Raw genomic sequence first — 22,069 nt, 5'->3', positions numbered from 1 at the left:
GCGGCTGTGCCTGATTCCAACTCTTCATTCCATGCAAACAAAACAAAACCAAACCACCCGCCGAACCTTTCTTCGCGGCACTGTGGCCGGCGCCGCCGGTCTCGTCGCATCCCGAGCCTTCTCCGCACCGCTGGGTGCCAATGGTGACGTTCGTGTCGCGGTCATCGGATTTAACGGACGTGGCGCAGGCCACATCAAGAGCCTGGAGGAAATCCCGGGCGTGCGCATCGTCGCTCTCTGCGACGTGGACGCCAATGTGCTCGCCAAAGGCGTGGCAAGCCAGGCCAAGAAAAACAACACCGTCACAGCTTACTCCGACTACCGGAAGCTCATGCTGGACCCTGAGGTGGACGCCGTGACCATCGCCACGCCGAACCACACGCACACGCTCATCGCCATGACGGCCATGCAGCATGGCAAGCATGTGTACGTGGAGAAACCCGTGTGCCACAACATTTGGGAAGGCCGTCAGCTTTTGAACGCCGCCGAGAAGGTCGCCAAGAAGGGACTCGTTGTTCAACATGGCATGCAGCGCCGTTCCAGCCCCGGCTGGGCGGAGGCCATGGCTTGGGTCAAGGAAGGCCACATCGGCAAGGTGACGCTCTCCCGTGGAGTGAACTACAAGTCGCGCATTTCCACCGGCAAAGTGGCGGAGGCGATCCAGCCCAAGGACGGGATGATCAAGGGAACCTTCCACGATCTGCGCAACGTCAAGACCGACCCGGCCGGAGCGCCGCAGGAAGTGGATGTGGACTACAAGCTGTGGGCTGGACCACGTGGCATGCTGCCGGTGCACCGCACGCAGTTCCACTATGACTGGCACTGGCAGTGGGCCTTCGGCAACGGCGATATCGGCAACCAAGGGCCGCATCAGACAGACGTGGGCCGCTGGGCGCTGGGAGATCCCGAGCTGCTGCCCAAGCGCGTGATGAGCTTTGGCGGACGCTGGGGCTACAAGGATGACGGCGAGACCGCGAACAATCAGATGGCTTTCTGGGCCTACGAGCCTGCGCCGTTGCTGTTTGACAACCGTGGTCTCCCTCTGAAGGACATGGACTGGAAGCTGGAGCCCGTCTTCCGCGTGAATGGCAAGACCGCCGCTGCGCGCGTCGGCAATGTCATCCATTGCGAAGGTGGCTACGTCATCGAGGCCAAGGCTTATGACAATGAAGGCCAGGCCATCAAGAAGTTCGAGAACTTCAATGACGGCCCTGACCACATGCTCAATTTCATCAACTCGGTGCGTGCCGGCAAGCTCATCAACCCGAACCTGCACGTCTCCCACGGTTTCCATGCCGCTTCGCTGGCCCATTTGGCGAACATCTCCTACCGTCTGGGCAAGGCTGCGAACGTCGCTGAGGTGCAGGAGCGCCTCAAGAATGACAAGGCCGGTCTGGAGACGCTGGAGCACTTCGTGAAGAATCTCGAGGACAACAAGATCGACCTCAACGTGGACAAGATCAGTGCCGGCCCCTGGCTGGAGTTTGATCCCGTCTCCGAGAAGTTCACCGGCGAGTTCGCCGATGAAGCCAACAAGCTCGCGATGGAGAACTACGTGGACGAATTCAAGCTGCCGGAAATCAACTAAACGGAGAGCGAACTTCGAATTTGATGCTTTGCGCGGAGCCGGGAAACCGGCTCCGCGTTTGTAATGGGCGGCGGGCTGCTTTGGAGTAGGGTTAAAGTGCCATGGAATCCCCCAATCCACCTCCCGCGCTGCCGTATTCATCCGTCACTCAGGATGAAAAAACTCTGGGCATCGTCATGCACGTGCTTTGTCTGGTCGGTTTCCCCATTTTGGGTCCGCTGATCGTCTGGCTGGTCAAAAAGGATCAAAGCAGCTACATCGACCTGCAGGGGCGGGAATTGCTGAACTTCCAGCTCAGCTTCCTGGTTTATGGCTTCCTGTCCTTTTTGCTCTGCTTCATTCTCATCGGCATTCCGCTTCTCATTGCAGTGGGCGTTGCCACGGTGGTGCTCACCATCATCGGGATTGTGAATGCTTCTGAGGGAAGGATTTATCGGTTCCCGCTGACGATTCGCCTGCTGTGAGGCAAAACGGTTGCGACTTCTGTGCCGTGGTGCTAGCTGAGTTCCCCGTTTCCACCCCAATCCAGATGCGACCCAACCAACTTCTTCAAGCCATCGGTGCCGAGCTGCGCATGCAGATCATGACCTACATGCAGACCGATCAGCGTGCTGCATACAAGGCTGTCATTGATTCGCTCGCTCCGGCCAAGCGTCTTCGTCCTGCCTTCATTCTGGAGAAGTCCCGTGCCAAGCAGGCAGAGTGGCTGCTGGAGCAGCTCAACACGAAGTCGAACGAAGAAGTGACAGCGCAGATCTTTCAAATCTGGCTGCTCAAAGGTCAGCCGCAGATGCTGATCACTTTCCTCGATGCCGCGCAGATCGCGCATGATGGCAAAGGTGAAGTGACCGAGCTTCCCGAAGTGATCGATGATGACAAGGCTGAAGCTGCGGTGACCGCCTTGCTCGCGGCGTATCCTGCCAAGCAGGTCGCCTTGTATCTCTACATGTTCCAGCAGCAGCGCGAAGGCGGCTGGATCTCACTCACCAAGGCCATCGATGCCCGCCCTGAGCTGAAGCTCGAAGCCTGAGATTTTCTGCCATGATGGACGCCCTCGACAGCGCCATCGCCAACACGCAGGCGCATCTGGATGCCCTGCGCAATGCGAGCGGCCACTGGGAAGGGCGGCTTTCCAGCAGCGCGCTTTCGACCGCGACGGCCATCGTCGCGCTGGCGCTGGTGGATTGTGACAAGCATGCAGTGCACATCGCTGCCGGGGCGCAGTGGTTGTGTGATCATCAGAACGCTGACGGCGGCTGGGGTGACACAACGTTGAGCAAGAGCAACCTTTCGACCACGCTGCTGTGCTGGAGTGCGCTGCATCTCGTGGGGAAGCGGACTACGCCTGCCGTTGAAACTGCCAATGGGTGCATCATCGCGCAGGTGGGTTCGCTTGAACCAGCGGCCATCGCCCGGGCGGTGGTGTCCCGCTACGGGAAGGACAAGACTTTTTCGGTGCCCATTCTCATGCTGTGCGCGCTTTGCGGCACTTTGGGGGAGAAGCCGTGGAAGCATGTCATTGCGCTGCCGTTTGAGCTCGCTGCTCTGCCGCGCACCTGGTTTGGGGCGGTTGGACTGCCGGTGGTGAGCTATGCGCTGCCGGCTCTGATCGCGATTGGGTATACGAGGTTTAAGAACCAGCCGCCGGCGTGGTGGAATCCGCTGCGGTGGCTGCGTGCGCTGACATGGCCGCGTATCCGGCCGATGCTCAAGGCACTGCAGCCTAGCAGCGGGGGTTATCTTGAAGCCACGCCGCTGACGAGTTTTGTGACCATGGCGCTGGCGGGTGGCGGGCAGCTTGATCATCCGTGCCTGCCGCTGGCGGTTGAATTCTTGGTGAGTTCGAAGCGGGAAGATGGGAGCTGGCCGATTGATACCAATCTGGCGACGTGGGGGACGACGTTGTCGCTGCGAAGCTCGGACTTCAGCGCGCCACCTATTCCATGGCTGCTGGCGCAACAATACCGCGAAGTTCATCCTTTTACCAATGCGCCGCCGGGGGGGTGGGCGTGGACGAATTTGCCTGGGGGAGTGCCGGATGCGGATGACACTTCGAGTGCGCTGATAGCACTGAAGAAGATCGGGCATACCTGCGATGAGGCGATTCAGCAGGGGATCACATGGTTGGTTGATTTGCAAAATCGGGACGGGGGCATTCCCACGTTTTGCCGGGGATGGGGCACGCTGCCGTTTGACCGCAGCACGCCGGAGATCACAGCGCATGCTCTATGCGCGTGGTGGGTCTGGAGAGATGAAGCGCCGCAAGCTTTGAAGAAACGCATCGATGAAGGAACACAACAGGCGCTCGCCTATTTGAAGCGGGTGCAGTTGTCAGATGGTTCCTGGATTCCGTTGTGGTTTGGGAACGAGCACACGCGGGATGAAAACAATCCGGTCTATGGCACGGCGCAGGTGGTCAATCATCTGAGTGGCAGTGCGCAGCTGGCCAGCAAGTTTGAAGCGTTGATTCAGAGCGGAAGGCAATATCTGCTCAGCGCCCGGAAGTCCGATGGCTCGTTTGGCGGGGATGCGAATGCACCTGCCAGCATCGAAGAGACGGCAGTTGCTGTGCATGCGCTGTGTGGTGAAGAGCAAGGCGTCATGGCCAGCGTGCAATGGCTCATCACGGCCACGGAGAACGGCACTCGTTTTCCGACTGCGCCCATAGGTCTCTACTTTGCGCGGCTGTGGTATCATGAGCAGCTTTATCCCGTGGTTTGGACACTGGGAGCGCTGAGGGCGGCCAAGAAGGTGCTGAGTTGATTTATTCCTGCTCGACAGTGCTGGAGATGTCCACGGGGGGCTCGCCTGCGGCTTCTTTTTCGACGGGCTGCACGCGGATTTCGACGTTTACGGGGACGGCGCGGAGGCCTTCGATGATGCGCTGAAGGCGCTCGATGGTGACATCGGACAAGGTGGGTTTGCTCACGGCCTGCTCGATCTTTTCAAGACCGACGGTGAAGGCGTTCATGTGGCCGGTGATGCGGTTGATGGGATCGTTTTCGCCGCCGCCGCCGGTGAGGAGGTTGCGTTTGAAGGTGCTCTTAATTTCGGTCCAGCGGATGACGTCGGCCTCGGTGGAGAGGGCGTTGATCTCGCGCCACTTGAGGAGGTTGGATTCCGCAGCCTGGCTGAGGGTTTGCGCTTCGCCGCGATAGTGATCGGCGATGAGGCTGGCGACTTCGGCATCGGTCATGAGAGGGAGGATTTTCTCCGCGATCTTGTTCATGTTGCGGTAGCTGCCCTGGAGCTTGAAGGGCGGCTCGGTGCGGTAGGCGTCCTCCATGGCGGCGCTGCGCACGTATTCCTGATTCACGCGCAGGATGATCTCGCGCACATGCAGGAGCTTTTCCATGACGGCGACGGCTTCGTTGATCTCTTCGGCGCTGTAACTGCCTTCGAATTCGACGCCTTCGCGGGTGCCAGTTTGGGCGACCTTTAAGACGGCGAGGGCATCGGCATGGCTGCGCGCGGCGATGCGGGCCAGCGTCGCGTTGCTGGTGAGGCTGTTTTCGATGTAGCTGTCTTTGAAGACTTCCTGATGGCCGCCGAGGATGTCGCCGAGATTGTAGGTGTCGGCGCGGTTGGCGAGCATGTCGGGCACCTGGAATTTGCCGCCGACTTCGGTGTAGGGATTGCCGGCCATGACGACGGCGACTTTGCGGCCGCGCAGGTCATAGGTTTTGGCCTCGCCTTTGAACACGCCTTCGATCTTGCGGGTGCCGTCGCAAAGGGAGATGAACTTTTGCAGGAACTCGGGGTTCGTGTGCTGAATGTCATCGATATAGATCATGACATTGTCGCCCATCTCGAAGGCGAGATTGAGTTTCTCCACTTCTTCACGCGCGCTGGCGTTGGCGGCCTCGGCGGGATCCAATGAGGTGACCTTGTGGCCGAGTGCGGGGCCGTTGATCTTTACCAGTGTGATGCCGAGTCGGCTGGCGACGTACTCCATGAGCGTCGTTTTGCCGTAGCCGGGTGGTGAGATGAGCAGGAGCATGCCCATGCGGTCGGTGCGCGTATCCTTGCCTGCGGCACCGAGCTGTTTCGCGAGGTTGGCACCGATGAGCGGAAGATAGACCTGATCGATGAGGCGATTGCGCACGAAGGAGCTGAGCACGCCGGCTTTGAACTGATCGAGGCGCAGTTCGCGGCGGCGGGTGTCGGCGAGGCGATGCTTGAGCAACTGGAAGGCTTCGAATGCGGGCACGACTTCGGCTTCGTAGCGTTGCAGGCGCGTGGTGAATTCGTGGTAGTTGAGCTCGAGCTTTGCGTCGGCGATGCGGGCATGCGTGCCGATCAAGCCGGTGATGGTGGCGTGGGCTGCTGGCTCGGTGGGTATGGCGGCTGGAGGTTGGTCGTGGGTGATGACCATGGCCGCAGTTTCGATCAGCACTCCGGGGGCTGCGGTGGGATTGAGAGCGGTGAGCCACTCCAAGGCGATTTCAAATGCGAGTAGGGGCTGCGCGGCGAGGGAGATGAGGGTTTCTTCGAACTCCTTGGCTGCGTGTTTGACGGTGAGTTCGCGGTGGAAGGCACGCAGGAGTTCTGTGGCTGCGGCGGAGCGGGTGAAGGGATGCTTGGATTGGAGCTCGTCGAGGAGACAGGCGGTGATCTGGGATGACGAAGCCTGCGCCAGCGTGCCGCCAAGCAGAGTATCCACATGCTTTGCCAGTTCGTTATCGGCGGAGGCATTCGAGATGCCGAGAAGGTCGCGCATGCGACCTTTGGACTGCATGCGTGCAAGGAGTGCTTTCTTGGAGTCGTCTTCAGCCCAAGAATGCCAGAACAGGCGGGCGTAGCCGCGGGCGGCGGGGGAATGGCGGAGGAGGCCGAGGGCCTGCTGCATTTCGCGCAGGGGTTTCAGCAGCAGCGCGGCGTCGTGATCATGCACGCCCTTGGTGTAGCCTTCGTGATAACGCTGAGCCATGAACGTGGCCACGTCATCGCCTGCGCCGGCCTTGAGCATCTGCCAGGCGAGGTATTCGGCGCGATAGACGTCTGCGTTTTCTGAGACGACGGCCTGGTCCCATACGCTGCGCTGCGTCGCGAGTTCAGGGTTTTCGACGGTCTCATAAAAACGCGTGCCGGTGAGGTGGAAGGCCAACCCATTGTCGCGTGGGAGGATGGTGAGCTCCAGCGGCTGCTTGTTCACACTGAACTGATGCTGGCCGAGCTGGATGAGATCGCCGCCTGCGACGAAGATTTCCGACTTGTCGCGGATCTGCTTGATTGAGTCCTGCTGGACGGTCTTGAGGCGGGTTTGCAGTTCGTCGGCACGGACGCTGTCGCCGAGTTTGCGCAGTTCCTCGATGAGATCGCGCAGCTTGGCGACCATGGCGTCAGCTGCGAGCCAGGCGTGGACTTCCTCGGGCTTCGCGAAGTTGGCGAGACGATTGCGGATGCTGGTGAGGATGCGTTCGGCGGACTGGCCGAGGCTGCCGCAACGGCGGTTCAAGGCATCGCTGAGGCTCTGGCGGCGTGACTCGAAGGCGGTCTGCACTTCTTCGCGCTTTTTGATGAGTTCGGCGGCGTAATCGTCGAAGTCGGAGAAGCGGGTCTCCATTTCCTCGATCTGCACGAGCACGCGGGTGAGGGATTCGTCACACTTTTCCGGAGTGGTCGCGACTTCGAGGTAGTTCAGCACGCTCTGGCTGAGCAGGCTGAGCTGGGCCTGGAACTGCGCCGCGCCTTCGGTTTTGGCGAGGTCATTGCGGCGGTTGCGCAACACGCTGCGCACTTGATTGAGCTGAGCGAAGAGCGTGGAGATGCCTTCGATGATGCGCGTGGTCTCGGTGGCGTCTTCGATCTTGAGGCCGCTGACAATCGCGGTGAGCATTTCCAGCTCGCTGCTGGATTTGGCGAGGGCTTCCTCGACGGCCTGGGCTTCGGTGACTTTGGCCAGTGCAGGCACGAGGGCCTGCTGTTCGGAGATCTGTTTGCGGTAGGGGTCCAGCGACTCAGGCTTGAGCAGGAAGGTGACGCATTTGGCCGAGAGCTTGTCTGCGCCTTCCGCCACCGCCTTGTCCATGCGGTCGATCTCAGCGGCGTCGGTGTAGCGCACATCGCGCAGGGCGATGATCTGGCCGCGCAGCTCACGCAGGGAGGTGAGGAGATGGACGAAGCCGAGGATGTCGGTGGGATCGGTGTTGGCGGCGGCGTTGAGAGCCTTCTTCGATTTCTCCTGCAGCGTCGCAGTTTGCTCCGCTGCGGTCTTGCGCATGCGGCTGACTTTTTCAAACTCGCCCAGCGCGGCTTCGGCGGTGGTCTTGACCTCGACGAGGATGCTCTTGAGATCGTGGGCTTCTTCGCGGCCGACCCAGAAGTAGCTGTCGGCAATGTCGCCGCAGGAGCGGGAGAGTTCGACGTAGAGACCGGAGAAGGAATCGTCTTTGCCGAGAAGTGTGAGCACGCCCTGGCACTCGGCCATGGCGCGGACGATTTCGGCGTTGCCGATCTTGCTGAGGAAGGTCTGCGAAGCTTTGGCTTCGCTCACATCGGCAGAAACGAAGGGCGTGCGCCAGACCTGAATGACGTGGTGCTTGCGCGGTTCTTCATCCGCCGAAAACAGCACGAGTTCGCCGCTGGGGAAGAGGCTGAAGCCATGGCAGGGCTGCGGCGTGGCGACGTTTTGCGTGATGAGATTGTAGCTGAGCAGCAGGTAGGACCCGCTCTCCAGATGGCTGAAGACAAAGAGCGTGTCCTCGCCGTTCGCGGCAGGGATGCGTTTCTCGAAACGCATGGGCGGCAGGCCGGTTTCAAAGCGACGCACTTCGCCGGTTTGCAGGACGTAGCCATGCGGGAAGAGGATGCCGTGGTCGTCAGGAAGAAGGACGCAGCTTTCGGCGATGCTGTCGATGCGATGTGCTTCGCGCGTGCGCTCATTGAAGACGAGATGCCGCCACGTTTTTTCCTGGTAGGGGAGGAGCTTGAGCAGGATGAGGCTGCCGACGATGGCGTAGTACACCTCGGCATCGTCGAGGGTCTGATCTCGGTTTTCGACGGGCTCGTTGTAGATGCCGCGACCGGTGTCGGTGTTGTTTTCCACCTTCACGGTGAGATCGCCGCCGATGGTCTCGACGAAGACGCGATCCTCGATGCTGATGTGCGGGTGGTTGCCGTGGATGTACATGTCCCGCGTCGCGCGCTTCCATTCAAATTCCTGCGGCGTGGGGAAGATGAATTCGTGGTCGCTGCGGTTGCCGAGGTACTTGAGCGTGCCGAGGTCATCGTTCACGAGCCACTTGAAGGCTTTCACCTCGGTGACGCGCTGACCCACCTGGAAGCCCAGGTAGAGATGCGGGCCGATGCGGTGAAACTTCAGAAAGGAGGCGTGCTTGTAGTAGCTGTAGAGGTAGGCGAAGTCCTCCACGAACTGGGGATCACTTAGCAGGCCATCCTTGTTGGGATGAAAGCTGTGATCCGCAGGATGATAATCATAGACCGCGAACACGTCCTCGATGCGCATGGTGCTGCGCAGGCCGAGGTGGACGTTGTAGCCAAACAAGAAACGGTGCGGGCCGATGGCGGCGAGATCGCGCGGCACGCAGTTGTTTTCTGTCGTGAGGCGCGAGGTGGCCAGCAGGGCGGTTTCAATGCCGCCGAACTCCGCCTTGCGGTCGGCATTCAGCAGATCCAGCCGACGCTGCAATTCGGAGCCGTGCTTGTTGAGACGCTGACGAATGACCTCGTAAGCGCCGGCTTCGAGCTGCGGGGAGGGTTGGGGAGATGGAGGTGTGTCGGCCATTCGTGGCGGTTTAAAGATTCAGAACCTCAGTGAACATCACTCGAAGTGATCGCATGAATCAGTCATTTGGATCCATCCAGACCGATCTGAGTAACCATGCGGAATGAGGAAGCGCGAGGAGTGCCATCCACCCAAAAGTGCCTTCCGCCATCACAAAGGGGAGGGAAACGGCCAGGAAGGTCCAAAAGATCTTCCCGGCTGTTTTCCAGGCTTTGCGTGTGGCGTAAGGCGTCGCGTTCATCGGAATGACGCGGTTACTTCTTCGCCGCCTTGGCTGCGAGGAGGCCGCTGACGGTCTGCTCGGTGAGGCCGAAGCGGGAGGCGGCGCCGATCATGCCGGTGAGTTTATTTAAGGTGGTGGCGTCGGGGTTGAGGCCGATGAGCTTGGAGAAGAGGGCGCTGAGGGTGAGGTTCTTGGTGTCTTCGGAGGTGAGGCCAAACTGATCGATGATGTTTTTGAGCTGGGATTTGAAGTAGTCGGGATCGCCGGTGAAGAAGGTTTCCTTCACGTCGGTGAGGGTGCGGCTGCCTTCGACCATGCGGTCGATGGCGCGGGCGTTGCCGATGGCGTTGGTGATCTTGTCGAAGAACTGGCTTTCGCCGCCGATGATTTCGATCTTGGCGGACTTCATGGCCTCGCCAAGCACGTTGGCCTGGGCGGCGGCGATGTCCTTCTGGATGTTGATCTGCGCGAGCTCGATGGCTTTTTCCTTTTCGAGCGTGAGCTTGAATTCCTCGTGTTCGCGTCCGGCGTTTTCGAGGAGCTTCATGGCCTGCGCCTTCTTGGTGATGCCATCGGCTTCCGCAGCGAGTTTGAGCTGCGTGACTTCGGCGTCTGCGGTGCCCTGCTTCTGCGAAGCCTCGGCCTTGGCAAGCAGGACCTGGGCTTCTCCGAGACCGATGGCGGCGGAGCTGGCGGTGCGACCTTCGGCGAGAGATTTCTCGGCGGCGGCATCCTTGGAGGCAGACTCCTGCCGGGCTTCGGCAAGCGTGAGCAATTCCTGAGCGTGAAGCTCGGCAGCCTGCTTGGAAGCGTCGGCGGCTTTGATCGTGGTGAAGGCTGACTGCTCAGCGGCGAGCTGTGCGGATTGTTTGGAGGCTTCGGCCTCTTTGATTTTCTGGATGAGCTGCTCCTGGGCGTTTTTCTCGGCGTTGGTGAGAGCGACCTGCTTCTCGCGGTCGGCGGTGGCGAAGGCTTCGGCGTCCTTCATTTTCTGCTGCTCGATGACGACGGTTTTTTCGAGAGCCACGCGGTCTTTGATGACTTCCTGGATGTTCTTTTTTTCCACTTCGACGGCCTTTTCCTTCTCGATGGCCTTGAGCGTGGTGACACGCTCGCGGTCGATGATTTCAAGGTCGCGATCACGGGTGACGCGTTCGACTTCGACGGCGTCGGTGCGCTCCTTGTTGCGCTGGGCGACGAGGACCTGGCGATCTTTGTTCTGGGTGGCGACGGCGATTTCTTCGTCGGCGCTGATTCTGGCGCGCTCGGCCTTGAGGCGCTCTTCTTCCTGCACCTTCATCATTTCGGCCGTTTCGCGGGCACGGACGCTTTCGACGTCGCGTTTCTGTTTGGACTCGGTTTCTGCCAGCTGGCGCTCGAGTTCGAGGATGGCCTCGCGAGCCTGCACGTCCTGCTGCTTGATGACCTTTTCCTTGTCGCGCTGGATGTTGTTGGAGAGCTTGGCCTGGGCGGCGGTGAGCTCGGTGATCTTCTTGATGCCCTCGGCGTCGAGGATGTTGTCGGGATCGAGGTTCTCGAGCTGTGTTTGTTCGAGGAAGTCGATGGCGCAGTCGTCGAGGGTGAAGCCGTTCAGGTCGGTGCCGATGACTTTGAGGATCTCGCTCTTGAAATGATCGCGCTCATTGTAGAGCTGCACGAACTCGAAGCGCTTGCCCACGGTCTTGAGCGCTTCGGAAAACTTGGCGTCAAACAGCACGCGGATGGTGTCCACGGTGCTGGCACGGGCACAACCGATGCTCTGGGCCACGCGCAGCACGTCTTCCGGCGTCTTGTTCACACGGACGAAGAAGGCGACCTTGATGTCGGCACGCAGGTTGTCTTTGCAGATGAGACCTTCCTGGGCTTTACGCTCGATTTCGATGCGCTTGACCGAGATGTCCATGTACTCGGACTGATGGGCCACAGGGATGACGATCATGCCGTTGAAGGTCACCTTGGTGCCGCCGATGCCGTTGCGCACGATGGCCTGGCCCTGCTGCACTTTGCGGAAGAAGCGCGAGAACAGAATCAGGATGCCGAGAAAGATGCCGATGATGATGACTCCGACAAGAAGGCTGCCTTCCAGCAGGAGAGCGAGGGGTAGGGATGTGGTCATGAGCGAGTTGGGTGAAAAGGTATTGGGTTAGTTCTGGGGAGCGGGTTCGATCAGGTAAAAAATATTGTCGGGACCGGCGGAGATGACTTTGGCCGAGTCGCCGCGTTTCAGGGGTGCGGCATCGGGCTGGGTGCGGACATTGATCAGCAGCGGGACATTGGTGGTGGTAATTTCCAACTGGCCGTAGGTGGCGTCAGCTTCCGTGGAGGTGATGATGCCGGTGCGCCCGATGACCTCCTCGGCTTCGGAGTCGGCATCGCCCATGGCTTTGAAGAGTTTGGCGACGGGGAGGGTGACGAGCTTGGTCACGATCAGGCTGCCTAGAAGGTTGGGCAGGAGGAGCCAGGTGGCCTGCAGCAGGCTGCCAGCCTGATTGTACCATTCATTCAGCGCCAAGGAGCCGAACCAGAGAAAGAGAACCAGGAAACTGAGCCAGACCATGAGGGGCACCTGCGAGAAGCCGAGGAAGCGACCCGCCGAGAGCCAGGCGCCGCCGGTGCTCATGCCAAGAGCGTTTGAGGAGCCGGTGCCGTGATGGGCATCGCCGTCTGTGCCCAGATCGTCGGGCAGATCAGCCTCGAAATCCAGCGCGCCAAGCAGGACCAGAAGCCAGTAGCAGACGACCAGTGTCAGCAGCAGCGTCAGCAAAAGCTGGTGTGGCAGGATGGCGGCTTGGAAGAGTTCGAACACGTTGTGAGAATTTGGCGGAAAGGTGATGTGCGATATAAGCAACTGACCCGAGGCGAGGCGATTACAATTTTGCAGATCGTCTTCAATGCAATTAGACGAGCCTAGTTGCGTGTGCGCCTGAGGTTAAATAAATTCCTGATTGCCGGAGCGGGGGAGGATTGAAAAACCGAGCTTTGGAATGTTCGCGCGGGTTGTTTTTGGGGGCGGAGAGGGATGGCTGACCTCACTTTAGGCGGCTTTGAGGCCGTGATATGAACCGTGAGAAGCATTGACAAGCCCGGCGCTGCTCCTAGAATCGGCATCGAATTCACCCAGAACAAAGTACAGCGAATCGTCAGTCAGCGGAGGTTACCGGCATGAGGAACACAGAATTTGAAGACGAACGGCGTCCACCCAATCCGCCGCTGCATTCCGAAAAAATCGTCACGGATCGGAAGATTTTTTTCCTGGATCTCAAGGAGAATGACCGCGGCAAGTTCATCAAGATCACCGAGGACGTACGCGGCCGCCGTGACACGATCATTCTGCCGATCGACGCCGCGCAGGAGTTCCTGGACGCCATGATGCGGACCGTGGACGCTGCGAGTGTGGATGAGTGAGGCTAGGCGGGGATTTTTTTCCGACGGCAAGCCAATTCAAAATTCGGGCATGAAGGGAAAGTGCCGTAGAGGGGTTATCAGCCTCGTGCTCGGGGCACTCGTCGCGGCTGTCCCACTTGGGTTGTACTGCCTGACGAAAGGCCATCACTACTCCGAACATGGAACCTTCTTCAGTGGCACGTTGGACGGCCAGCAAATCGTCGGCGTTTCGTTTGTTGAATACGACGGAATGGGTTTGATGAAACCCATCCAATGGAGGGTTGAGTTGGTGAACCGTGCTGGCCAGCATGTCACGCTGTACCGGAAATCATCGCTGTTTCAGGAAAAGATTCCGCATCAACCGAAGATCGAAATCAGCGACCACCAGATTCAAATTGATGATGGTGAGGACAAACTCACGATCACCATTCAATAGTGTCAGGAGGTCTCGACTCCCTGGCTTTGGTTGGCCGCCTGACTTCACACGAATTTGATCACCTGCTTCTGCCCGTGCTCTTCATGCGCGGGATTGAGCGCACGGAGCTCGAACTCGGCGCGCTCTGAATTGATACGGACGATGACCCAGCCGTTCGGGCGTTTGGGGTCGAAGGTGTAGGCGACGGGCGGGAGATTGATGAGCGGGAGGCCGGTCTTCTCGTGCTTCGTTTTCAGCCAGGTGTGGGTGTGGCCATAAATGTAGCCCTGCACCTTGGGATAGGCGGCGAGGAGGTCGAAGAGGGCATCGCTGTCCTGCAGGCAGCTGCCTTTTTTCTTGTCGTCCATGCTGGGCTGCATGGGATTGTGATGGGCCACGATGAAGGTGGGCTTGTTTGGCGCGTTGCGCAGTTCGCGCTCGATCCACACGAGCTGGGGTTCACCCAGCAGGCCGGGGGTTTTGTTCACGAGGTCCAAGGAGTCGAGCAGGATCCAGTTCACCTGGGCGCTGGTGACGGTGGCGACGTGCTTGTCCGGCACGTTCATGGGGCGCTCGGCGTTGGGCGGCGGCGGGCCGATGATGGCGTTGAGGAAGTTGTTGCGGTGGTCGTGGTTGCCGAGTGTGCAGTGAATCTGAATGGACTGCTCGCGCAGGGCCTGGATGCAGTGGGTGAAGGTGACGTAGTCTTCCGTCTTGCCTTCGAGGTAGGCGCAGTCGCCGTTGACGATGAGGCCAAAGGGCTTCTGGCCGATCTTGAGCACCTGATTGGCGCAGCGGCGCAGATTTTCCGCCATGCAGGCGCCGCGTGCGACGAGCGCCTCGTCCTCGGCGATGTGGGGGTCAGAAAACAGCACCCAGGTCTGTTCAGGAATCTCCAGCGCCGGAAGCTGCGTGGCGAGGGCGCCCAAAGCAGCGGCGGTGCCGTGCTGCAAAAAGTTGCGGCGGGTGAGAGGGGGGAAGGTGATTGGCATGGGAAGGAATGAAACGCTGCTTGAGGGCAGGATCGTGCGAACAGGAAGCAAACTTCAGGTGCCGAAATAGCGATCTCCGGCATCGCCGAGGCCGGGGACGATGTAGCACTTGTCGTTCAGACCGGAATCAATGGCGGCGGTGACGATGGCCACATCTGGATGAGCACTCTCCATGGCGGCCAGCCCTTCCGGGCAGCTCACCACGCAGACCATCGTGATGCGCATGGCTCCGGCCTCCTTGAGCTGGCGCGCGGCTTCGCAGGCGCTGCCGCCGGTGGCGAGCATGGGGTCCAGGAGGAACACATCGGCGGTGGAAAGGCTGGCGGGCAGATTCGCATAGTAGGCATGCGGCAGGGCGGTTTCCTCATTTCGCCTGATGCCGACATGGGCGACGACGGCGTCAGGCACGAGCGGCAGGATGCCATCCAGCAAACCCAGGCCGGCGCGCAGGATGGGCACGCAGACGAGCGGGCGTGCGAGCTGTGAGCCCACGGTTTGCTTGAGAGGTGTCTGCACTTCAATTTCGCGCACGGGAAGCTCACGGGTGGCTTCGAGGAAGAGAAGGCGCGCGAGGTGGTTCAGATGCCGCCGAAACTCATGCGATGGCGTGCCGACAGCACGGATGGCGGCGAGATGGCACTGTGCCAAAGGGTGCTGGACGACGACAACGGGCTGCATGCCGGGCATTCTGCCGCGTTTGCCCGTGCTGGCAAAGTTTTCCACCACCGGGTTGACGGTCATGATACCCTGCAGGCATGAAAACACGATTCTGCGTGCCTGCTCTGCTCGCTCTTTCACTGGTCGCTTGCGACAGCGCACCGAGAGGGGACGGTTCGAGTTATTATTACCCGTCTGCCAATCTCCCGCAGGCCGCCCCGCGCAGCAGCCCCAGCCAGAGCATTGCCAGCATGGCGGGCGGCAGCGGAGCTCCCGTGCCGCGTGGTGGTTATGCACCCGGTTCGGGGCCAACGGCGATGCCGCAGGGGAACCAGTTCATGTATCAGCAGAACGTGTCAGGCCCCTTTGGCAGCCGCAGTTCGAGCGGTGTGATCAATGCATACGGCGGGGTGCAGAGTTATCAGACCATTGGCAACATGCCGGTCTATCCCGGCATGGCGGTTCCGTACAACAACCCGCGCTACAACGGCAGGATGCCCACGAAACCGGTGTATGTGCCCGGTGTCGGCGGCGCTCCCGGCTACTACATGAACCCGAGCACAGGGGCGCGGGTGCCAGGGCCTTAAGCCGGGTTAAGCTTCTCCATCCTTCTCAGCCTGCGCTCGCTTGGCCTCAGCTTTGTGTTTGAGCACTTCGAACACGATGGGCAGCATGGAGACGACGATGATGAGAACGAAGACCAGCTTGAGGTTGTTTTTGATGATCGGGATGCTGCCGAGGAAGTAGCCGGCGATGCTGAAGCTGAGGACCCAGACCAAGCCGCCACCGAGGCTGTAAACAAGGAAGCGGCGGTAGTCCATGCGGCCAAAGCCGGCGGTGAAGGGGGCAAAGGTGCGCACGATGGGCACGAAGCGCGCGAGGATGATGGCCTTGCCGCCATGCTTGACGAAGAAGGCCTCGGTCTTCGCGAGGTAGTCGCGCTTGAACCAGCGTTGGTTGACGATCCAGCCGCCGGCTTTGCGGCCGATCCAGTAATTCAGGTTGTCGCCGATGATGGCGGCGCACATGAGCAGGGGAATGATGAGCTCAATGCGGATGAGACCCTGCGCCGACAAAGCGCCCACGGCAAACAGAAGAGAATCACCCGGCAGAAAGGGCATGACCACCAGGCCGGTTTCGCAGAAGACAATGGCGAAGAGAAGTCCGTAAATCAGCGCGCCATGATCGTGGGCAAAGGTTTCCAGGTGTTTGTCGATGTGCAGGGCGAAATCTAGAATCTGGGACATGGACCGCGACTCTCCGGCGTCAGAGCGAGGCGGCAAACGAAAAGTCATGCCGATCCCGAACGGGTCACAAAAAAGCCGGGGCGTGATGCCCCGGCTTTGCTGAATGGGTTCTGTCGATTTGATCGGTGGCTTATTTCAGCTCAACTGTGACCACTTTTTTGCCCTCGATCTTCAGGCCGTCGACGTTTTTGAATTTTTCCGCCACCTCTTCCGGGCTGAGGCCGACGTCAGCCGATTCCATGAAGCCGGCGAAGATGTCTGCATTGTCCATGATCTTGTCGAACTGGATGTCCATGTAGCTGATCGTGCCATCATTCAGATGGGCGGCATTGGAGCTGGCGATGCCATTGGCACCTTGCACCGCCACGGTTACGCGCATGCCGGCAAACATGGGCTTCATCATCGCCATCTGCGATTTCATCATGGCGATTTGATCCGGGGTCTTCTTTGGCTTTGCCTCGTCGCCGCCTCTCTTTTTATCTGCGTCAGGGTTGGTGATGGTGAGGGTGGAACCACTCAGCGCGAAGGTCATCGGCTGCGTGGTGGAGGGTTTGCCTTCCTGCTCTGGCTCAAACGGCACGTATTTCAGCTTGGAGAGATCAGCAACGGCGAAGACCACTTTCACGCCGCTTTTGCCATCGGGGGTCTTCACTTCTTCGTGCGATTTGACTGTGACGCCCTCGCCGAGTTTCTTCGCGCGTTCTGCGGCCTTTTCCTTGTCCATGACCAGGCCCTTGAGCTGATCGCCCTGGCCCCCCTGCATCATGGCAGCCAGCTGAGCACCCAAGAGAACACTCTCCTCGATGGTGGCCGTGCCGTCCTTGCTGACGATCACGGTGGATTTGATTTCAATGCAGGAGGCCAGCACAAAAGCGACCGCCGCGAGGAGGAGGGATGAGATTTTCATGAGGTCGGCAGATTAGGCGTGTGGAATTTTCTTCTACAAGCGCAAAGAGCGGGGCGGTGTGACATTTGCCATGGCAGAACGGCAAGGATGCTGCTTGCCAAATGAGTTACTTTCTGAAACAAGTCAGGCATGGACTCCCATGAAGTGATCAGCAAGGCCGTCGAGCAAACCAGCTTCAAAGAGGTGGCTGCGCAGATGGGCGTTTCCCTCTCGCTCGCCTACAAATGGTCCCAGCCGGACGAGCAGCAGGGCAGCGGCACCTCCAATCCACTGGACCGAGTGCGCCAGCTGTTTGAGATCACCAAGGATGCGCAGCTCATCCAGTGGCTCTGCCATAAGGCGAACGGGGTCTTTGTGCAGAATCCCACCACCGGAGGTCCCCGAGGCATGGAGCTGATGCCTGCCACGCAGGAAATCGTCCAGCAGTTTGCCGATCTCCTTACGGCCATCAGCAAGGCGGCCTCTGACAACCGCATCAACAAGGAAGAGGCGGAGCACATCCGCGGCGTGTGGGATGAGCTGAAACGTTTCACCGAAGGCTTCGTCCGCCTGTGTGAGAAGGGCGACTTTGCCCACCTCGCGGATGAGATCAAAACGCATCAGGGGCACAAATAACGAACCTATTATTGTAAGCCATGGCCGCCACGGGTCCGCTGCTCATCCGCCACGAAGGCCACACGCCACGTGAGCGCAGCACCTGTGGCTGGAGGGATCGTTTGATCAGCCGTGAAGATGCGGGCCTGTCTCCCGCAGCCTGGGCGCATGCGGTGGACATCGACGGTGCGAAGCTCCACTACCACAAACGCTCCACGGAACTCTACTACGTCCTCGAAGGCGGTGGCACTGTGGTGCTGGACGGCGCCGAACAGCCTGTGAGCCAGGGTTCGCTCGTGCACATCCCGCCTGGCGTTGTCCACGGTGCGCGTGGGAAAATGCGCGTCCTCGTCGTGGGCATCCCGGACATCGCTGAGGATGATTACTTTGAGATGGAGGAGCCGGACTAAAATTAATAAAACGTACGCGCAGTCAGAAGGACTGGGCCGATTGGTATGGAAACCGCTCTTTTTTTGCCATGGCACTGCTTCTCCTTTTTGTAGCCCGGCTTTGCCTCACGTCACCCATGCAGCTCAGCATGCAACTCAGTGACGACGATTGGATGGCGCTCTATGCCGTCCTTTCCATTTCGGTTGCTCTTCTGATCAGTCACAAGGTTCACATGCTGACCGGACGCTGAAGCACATGGCTCTGGGCTGAGTGATTTGTTATATTCCAAGGAGTCATAATAATTCATTGAAAATCAATGTAATGAGAGGGTGTTGGGCGAAATCGTAGACCGAATCTGAGCCATCTCTTGGGCATTTGAAAATAAAGATTAGGCTCAGGCATCTAAAGAAATAGATGGGAAAGAATCAGGAATCGATAAAATTAATTGGACCGATTTGCATTTGTTATGTTTATTATAATCATAAACATTTAGTCCACTTATCATTATGAGCGAGAACGAACGCAACACTTTGGTGCCTGACATCCGTGAAGTCCTTGCCCAGCATGGCCGGTTCCCCGTGGAAAATCTGACTGAGGCTGACGATCTTTATAATGCTGGCCTGACGTCATTGGCGACGGTAGCGGTGATGCTGGCGCTGGAAGACAAGTTCAATGTCGAGTTTCCCGACAATCTGATCGGCCGCCGCACCTTCAAGAGCATTGAATCCATCGCGGAGGCGATCACGAAGCTCGCGGCCTAGGTCCGTGCGGCCATGCGCCCCAGTTGTTCAAGCCCGTACTACTCCCCACCCCCAATCCAATCCTGTGAGCACTCTTTGCAGCACCGAAGTCGATTTTGACGAACTTTTGAAGGAGGTGCATGCGCTGGGCAAATCGGTGCTCCGTGTTCATGCGGCGGATGTGGACAAGGAGGCGCGTTTTCCGAGCGAGTCGATCGATGCTATGCGCGAGGCGCGGCTGCTGAGTGCGTATGTCCCAGAAGAATATGGCGGCATGGGGTTGAACCTCGTGCAGGTCGCGAAGATCTGCGAGACCCTGGGCCAGTACTGCGGCTCGTCGGCGATGATTTATGCGATGCACAAGATTCAGGTGGCCTGCGTCGTGCATCATGCCCAGCAGTCGGAATTTTTCTGCGACTACCTGCGGCAGCTGGCGGAGGAGCAGCGATTGATGGCCTCTGCGACGACGGAGATCGGAACGGGCGGAGACCTGCGCTCCAGCATTTGTGCGGTGGAGGTCTCGGGGGATCAGTTCAAACTCACGAAGAAGGCCCCGGTCATTTCCTATGGTGACTTCGCAGATGAGATCTTGGTGACCTGCCGCAGTGCATCAAACGCGCCGGCGAATGAGCAGGTGCACGTCATGGTGCGCAAAGGAGAGTACACCGCCGTGCCGCTTTCGACCTGGGACACCATGGGTTTCCGTGGCACCTGCAGCTCCGGGTTTGAACTGACGGCCACAGGCAATGCGGAGCAGATTCTGCCGCAGCCTTTCAATGAGATTTTGGGGCAGACGATGCATCCCTACTCGCACATCGTGTGGGGCGCGCTGTGGTCGGGCATTGCGATGGACGCAGTGAACCAGGCCCGCGCCTTCGTCCGTGCCGAAGCGCGCAAGACACCTGGTGAAACACCCATCTCGGCCATTCGCCTCGGTGAGGTCGATCAGGTGCTGCAAGTGATGAGGAACAATGTGACGGCCATGGCCCGCGAGTACGACGAACTGCGCAGCCGCGACTGCCCGGGAGTGTTTGAAGAGTTTGGTTTCTCCATCCGCACGAACAATCTGAAACTGTCCACCTCGCAGCAGTTTGTGGACATCGTCGGCCGTGCGATGCTGATCTGCGGCATCTCGGGTTATCGCAACGATTCCAAATTCAGCATCGCCCGCCATCTGCGTGATGCTTATGGCGCGGCGCTGATGGTCAACAACGACCGCATTTTGAAACTGAACGCCACGATGCTGATGGTTCACAAGGAAGGCTGATTTATGACGTGCACCTCGACCGCAACTCTCCCCATCACCGAGGCCTATCAGGCGTTTCTCGACCAGGTCACTGAGGCCGGGCTTCTCGTGCCGCTTGGCGTGCGTGGCGTCTATGGCTACAACGGTGTGTTTGAAGGCGTGCTGCAGAGCTTTGACCGCCTGGTCACACGACGCGCAGCGCACTTCCAGGCGGACATCATGCGCCTGCCCGGAGTGCTGAGCCGTGAGCATTATTTGAAGACGAGCCACATCGAGAACTTCCCGGACTTGATGGGTTCCGTGCACAGCTTCATGGGGCGTGATCGCGAACATATGGGAATGCTGACCAAGCGCGAGAGCGGCGAGGAATGGACCCAGGACCTGACGCCAAGCGCACTGATGCTGACGCCCGCATGCTGCTATCCTTTGTATCCTACGGCGACAGGCACGCTGACGAGTGAGGGCAGGACGGTGGATTTGTTCTCGCAGGTGTTCCGGCATGAGCCGTCGATCGACCCGTGCCGCCTGCAGATTTTCCGCCAGCGCGAATTCGTCCGCATTGGCACCGCTGAGCAGGCGCTGGAGCATCGCAAGCAATGGATCGAGCTGGGCCGGGACATTCTGGAGGAGGTCGGACTCGGCGTGGAGATCGTGGTCGCCAACGATCCCTTCTTCGGACGTGGAGGCCGGGTGATGGCGGCATCGCAAAAGGAGCAGGACTTGAAGCATGAGTTCACATTTGCCGTGGCTTCGGAAGAGAAGCCGACGGCCATTGCCTCGACCAACTGCCACATGGATTACTTCGGCAAAGCCTTCGACATCAAGCTGCCGAACGGTGAGGCGGCGCATTCGGCATGCATTGGATTTGGGATGGAGCGCATCACGCTGGCCTTGTTCAAGCATCACGGGTTTGATCCCGACCGCTGGCCGTATGAAGTGAAAAACGCCCTGGAACTATGAGCCGGCCGTTTCCACCACTTGATCCACAAACTTACACGCGCCATCGCCTGCACACGCAGGAGCGCGAGTGGGCGGAGACGAACTGCTACGTCGATGTGTGGATCGAAGTCCTGCATGCCCGTGGACTGGAGCCGATAGCGGCCCTGCCGTTCACACTGGGCATCGACTTTGAGGGCGACCAGTGGACCTTTTTCAAATATCAGCTGACGGATTTGTACGATCTGTACGCGCTGGATGTGCAAGAGCTCGCCATTTACCGGCCGCTGACGGCGCACATTGAGGAACAGTTGTCGCTTGGACGACCCCTGCTCATTGAGCTGGATTCATTTTATCTGCCCGACACGGCTGGCAGCGCCTACCAGCTGGAGCATGTGAAAACGACAGTGGCCATCGCTGAAATCGACATGGAGCAGCAGCGCCTGGGCTACTTCCACGCGCAAGGCTACTACCATCTGCATGGGGATGATTTCGCGCATGTGTTTCATCTCCGTGGGGAAAAGAATCCTGCGATTCTGCCGCCCTACTGCGAGATCGTGAAGAACACCGCCAAGCTGCCGCTGCAAGGCGAGGAACTGTTGAATGCATCGCTGGGTCTGTTGAAGCGACAGCTGCAGCGCCTGCCGGAAGTGAATCCCTTTGTGAAGTTTCGTGCCCGATTTGAGGCTGACATGCAGTGGCTGATCAACGAACCGATCGCCACCTTTCACCAATACTCCTTTGCCACGCTGCGTCAGTTTGGCTCCTGCTATGAACTGGCCGGCACCTATCTGAAGTGGTTGCAGAGCCAGGGCGTGGGCGGGCTGGATGGCGCGATTGACTCGATCCTCCGGCTGTCCACTGGGGCGAAGACGCTGCAGTTCCAGCTGGCGCGTGCGATGGCGCGAAAGAAGGCGATTGATTTCACGCCTGTCGATCAAATGGCGGAGCACTGGACCCAGGCAATGCAGCAACTGAAGGACGCGTTTCCCGCGTAATCACC

21 protein-coding genes are annotated in these 22,069 nt (G+C 59.3%); 14 read left to right on the top strand and 7 right to left on the bottom strand.

Going from position 1 to position 22,069, the window contains the following annotated elements; translation table 11 throughout:
- The first annotated feature begins 31 nt into the window (after positions 1-31).
- The 4 genes from AC3RLQ_RS20905 to AC3RLQ_RS20890 all read left to right on the top strand — a co-directional run bounded on the left by AC3RLQ_RS20905 (position 32) and on the right by AC3RLQ_RS20890 (position 4,351).
- Entirely contained in the window at positions 32-1,588 is a 1,557-nt protein-coding gene (locus tag AC3RLQ_RS20905) for a Gfo/Idh/MocA family protein (RefSeq protein WP_493030570.1), read from the top strand.
- 101 nt (positions 1,589-1,689) lie between these two features.
- Entirely contained in the window at positions 1,690-2,052 is a 363-nt protein-coding gene (locus tag AC3RLQ_RS20900; RefSeq protein ID WP_487687034.1) for a DUF4870 domain-containing protein, read from the top strand.
- A 65-nt stretch (positions 2,053-2,117) separates the two neighbouring features.
- Entirely contained in the window at positions 2,118-2,618 is a 501-nt protein-coding gene (locus AC3RLQ_RS20895; RefSeq protein ID WP_493030569.1) for a hypothetical protein, read from the top strand.
- A gap of 11 nt (positions 2,619-2,629) precedes the next feature.
- On the top strand, positions 2,630-4,351 hold the full coding sequence (locus tag AC3RLQ_RS20890; protein ID WP_493030568.1) for a prenyltransferase/squalene oxidase repeat-containing protein: 1,722 nt from the start codon (positions 2,630-2,632) through the stop codon (positions 4,349-4,351).
- Position 4,352: 1 nt separating this feature from the next.
- Here the strand turns inward: AC3RLQ_RS20890 and AC3RLQ_RS20885 are convergent, their stop codons facing one another.
- The 3 genes from AC3RLQ_RS20885 to AC3RLQ_RS20875 form a co-directional block, all read right to left on the bottom strand.
- Positions 4,353-9,335 (bottom strand): DNA repair ATPase, encoded by a 4,983-nt coding sequence (locus tag AC3RLQ_RS20885; RefSeq protein ID WP_493030567.1) that lies wholly within the window; start codon positions 9,333-9,335, stop codon positions 4,353-4,355.
- A gap of 254 nt (positions 9,336-9,589) precedes the next feature.
- On the bottom strand, positions 9,590-11,674 hold the full coding sequence (locus tag AC3RLQ_RS20880; RefSeq protein ID WP_493030566.1) for a flotillin family protein: 2,085 nt from the start codon (positions 11,672-11,674) through the stop codon (positions 9,590-9,592).
- A 27-nt stretch (positions 11,675-11,701) separates the two neighbouring features.
- A complete protein-coding gene (locus AC3RLQ_RS20875) occupies positions 11,702-12,364 on the bottom strand; it encodes a hypothetical protein (RefSeq protein ID WP_493030565.1) in 663 nt (220 codons plus the stop codon).
- 356 nt (positions 12,365-12,720) lie between these two features.
- Between AC3RLQ_RS20875 and AC3RLQ_RS20870 the strand changes: the two genes are divergently transcribed.
- Together AC3RLQ_RS20870 and AC3RLQ_RS20865 are read left to right on the top strand one after the other, a co-directional pair.
- A complete protein-coding gene (locus AC3RLQ_RS20870) occupies positions 12,721-12,963 on the top strand; it encodes a DNA-binding protein (RefSeq protein ID WP_397381501.1) in 243 nt (80 codons plus the stop codon).
- 49 nt (positions 12,964-13,012) lie between these two features.
- The gene (locus AC3RLQ_RS20865; RefSeq protein ID WP_493030564.1) at positions 13,013-13,378 is read left to right on the top strand and encodes a hypothetical protein; all 366 of its coding nucleotides are present in this window, start codon (positions 13,013-13,015) and stop codon (positions 13,376-13,378) included.
- Positions 13,379-13,422: 44 nt separating this feature from the next.
- Here the strand turns inward: AC3RLQ_RS20865 and AC3RLQ_RS20860 are convergent, their stop codons facing one another.
- A complete protein-coding gene (locus tag AC3RLQ_RS20860) occupies positions 13,423-14,349 on the bottom strand; it encodes a metallophosphoesterase family protein (protein WP_493030563.1) in 927 nt (308 codons plus the stop codon).
- Positions 14,350-14,403: 54 nt separating this feature from the next.
- On the bottom strand, positions 14,404-15,090 hold the full coding sequence (gene upp / locus AC3RLQ_RS20855; protein ID WP_493030562.1) for a uracil phosphoribosyltransferase: 687 nt from the start codon (positions 15,088-15,090) through the stop codon (positions 14,404-14,406).
- Positions 15,091-15,104: 14 nt separating this feature from the next.
- On the opposite strand from upp, the gene AC3RLQ_RS20850 reads away from it, so the two are divergent.
- Positions 15,105-15,593 carry a hypothetical protein gene (locus tag AC3RLQ_RS20850; RefSeq protein WP_493030561.1) on the top strand — a complete coding sequence of 163 codons (489 nt, stop codon included), beginning with the start codon at positions 15,105-15,107 and terminating at the stop codon, positions 15,591-15,593.
- 6 nt (positions 15,594-15,599) lie between these two features.
- Here the strand turns inward: AC3RLQ_RS20850 and AC3RLQ_RS20845 are convergent, their stop codons facing one another.
- Both AC3RLQ_RS20845 and AC3RLQ_RS20840 read right to left on the bottom strand, forming a co-directional pair.
- Positions 15,600-16,253, bottom strand: a complete 654-nt coding sequence (locus AC3RLQ_RS20845; RefSeq protein ID WP_493030560.1) for a DedA family protein — start codon at positions 16,251-16,253, stop codon at positions 15,600-15,602.
- Positions 16,254-16,383: 130 nt separating this feature from the next.
- Complete coding sequence (locus AC3RLQ_RS20840) at positions 16,384-17,160, bottom strand: hypothetical protein (RefSeq protein WP_493030559.1); 777 nt, start codon at positions 17,158-17,160, stop codon at positions 16,384-16,386.
- 129 nt (positions 17,161-17,289) lie between these two features.
- Here AC3RLQ_RS20840 and AC3RLQ_RS20835 point away from each other — a divergent pair, with 129 nt between their 5' ends.
- The 7 genes from AC3RLQ_RS20835 (at position 17,290) to AC3RLQ_RS20805 (ending at position 22,064) form a co-directional block, all read left to right on the top strand.
- Positions 17,290-17,775 carry a phage regulatory CII family protein gene (locus AC3RLQ_RS20835; protein ID WP_461526126.1) on the top strand — a complete coding sequence of 162 codons (486 nt, stop codon included), beginning with the start codon at positions 17,290-17,292 and terminating at the stop codon, positions 17,773-17,775.
- Positions 17,776-17,795: 20 nt separating this feature from the next.
- Positions 17,796-18,164 (top strand): cupin domain-containing protein, encoded by a 369-nt coding sequence (locus tag AC3RLQ_RS20830; protein WP_493030558.1) that lies wholly within the window; start codon positions 17,796-17,798, stop codon positions 18,162-18,164.
- A 68-nt stretch (positions 18,165-18,232) separates the two neighbouring features.
- Positions 18,233-18,394, top strand: coding sequence for a hypothetical protein (locus tag AC3RLQ_RS20825; RefSeq protein ID WP_493030557.1), 162 nt, complete (start codon positions 18,233-18,235; stop codon positions 18,392-18,394).
- Positions 18,395-18,650: 256 nt separating this feature from the next.
- The gene (locus AC3RLQ_RS20820; RefSeq protein WP_397381493.1) at positions 18,651-18,905 is read left to right on the top strand and encodes an acyl carrier protein; all 255 of its coding nucleotides are present in this window, start codon (positions 18,651-18,653) and stop codon (positions 18,903-18,905) included.
- Between the two features lie 64 nt (positions 18,906-18,969).
- Positions 18,970-20,151 (top strand): acyl-CoA dehydrogenase family protein, encoded by a 1,182-nt coding sequence (locus AC3RLQ_RS20815; protein ID WP_493030556.1) that lies wholly within the window; start codon positions 18,970-18,972, stop codon positions 20,149-20,151.
- A 3-nt stretch (positions 20,152-20,154) separates the two neighbouring features.
- Positions 20,155-21,090, top strand: coding sequence for an amino acid--[acyl-carrier-protein] ligase (locus tag AC3RLQ_RS20810; RefSeq protein WP_493030555.1), 936 nt, complete (start codon positions 20,155-20,157; stop codon positions 21,088-21,090).
- Entirely contained in the window at positions 21,087-22,064 is a 978-nt protein-coding gene (locus tag AC3RLQ_RS20805) for a DUF1839 family protein (RefSeq protein WP_493030553.1), read from the top strand. Before AC3RLQ_RS20810 ends, AC3RLQ_RS20805 begins: the two co-directional genes overlap by 4 nt.
- Positions 22,065-22,069 lie beyond the last annotated feature (5 nt).

The sequence above is a fragment of the Prosthecobacter sp. GW821-HT29F12 genome (assembly GCF_058803405.1).
This window is presented reverse-complemented; position numbering and strand designations above follow the sequence as displayed.